1 protein-coding gene and 1 pseudogene are annotated in these 1,039 nt (G+C 68.8%); both read right to left on the bottom strand.

Features of this window, described 5'->3' with window-relative positions; translation table 11 throughout:
* Positions 1-277, bottom strand: a 277-nt coding sequence (locus QZH66_RS16855) for an efflux RND transporter permease subunit (RefSeq protein WP_305807006.1), incomplete at its 3' end; no start/stop codon positions are given.
* 103 nt (positions 278-380) lie between these two features.
* A pseudogene (locus tag QZH66_RS16850) lies at positions 381-998 on the bottom strand (efflux RND transporter permease subunit); the annotation flags it as partial.
* Between the last annotated feature and the right edge of the window lie 41 nt (positions 999-1,039).

Below are 1,039 nucleotides of genomic sequence, written 5' to 3'. Positions count from 1 at the left end.
GGCCGACGATGCCACCCATCAGCAAGATGGGCGTGAACACCGCGATCAGCGACAGGCTCATCGACAGCACCGTGAAGCCGACCTCGCGCGCGCCGACCAGGGCGGCCTCGAAGCGCGGCATGCCGGCCTCGACGTGGCGCGTGATGTTCTCCATGACGACGATGGCGTCGTCGACGACGAAGCCGGTGGCGATCGTCAGCGCCATCAGCGAGAGGTTGTCGAGCGTGTAGCCGCACAGGTACATCACGCCGAAGGTGCCGATCAGCGACGCCGGCACCACCACCGCGGGCACCAGCGCGGCGCTCGCGCTGCGCAGGAACACNGTGGCGCGTGATGTTCTCCATGACGACGATGGCGTCGTCGACGACGAAGCCGGTGGCGATCGTCAGCGCCATCAGCGAGAGGTTGTCGAGCGTGTAGCCGCACAGGTACATCACGCCGAAGGTGCCGATCAGCGACGCCGGCACCACCACCGCGGGCACCAGCGCGGCGCTCGCGCTGCGCAGGAACACGAACACCACGGCGATCACCAGCGCGATGGCGAGCAGCACCGCACCCTCGATCTCGCGCAGCGAGGCGCGCACCGTGGTCGAGCGATCGACCGCCACCTGCAGGTCGATGTCGCCGGCGATCGAGGCCTGCAGGAAGGGCAGCGCGGCCTTGACGTTGTCGACCGTCTCGATGATGTTCGCGCCCGGCTGCCGGTACAGGATCACGAGCACGGCGGGCTTGCCGTCGGCGATGCCGTCGTTGCGGATGTTCTCGACCGAGTCGTCGATCTCGGCCACGTCGGAGAGCTTCACCGCCGCGCCCTTGCGCCAGGCGACGATCAGCGGCGCATAGTCGCTGGCCTGCGTGGCCTGGTCGTTGTCATAGATCTGGAAGTGCACGCCTTCGCCTTCGAGCGCGCCCTTGGGCGCATGCGCGTTGGCCGAGGCCAGCGCGGCGCGCACGTCTTCGAGGCCGATGCCGTACTTGCTCAGCGCGTCCGGATTCACTTCGACGCGCACCGCCGGCAGCGCCGAGCCGCCCAGCGTGA

Source organism: Stenotrophomonas sp. YIM B06876 (assembly GCF_030711595.1).
Classification (GTDB): Bacteria; Pseudomonadota; Gammaproteobacteria; order Xanthomonadales; family Xanthomonadaceae; genus Stenotrophomonas.
This window is presented reverse-complemented; position numbering and strand designations above follow the sequence as displayed.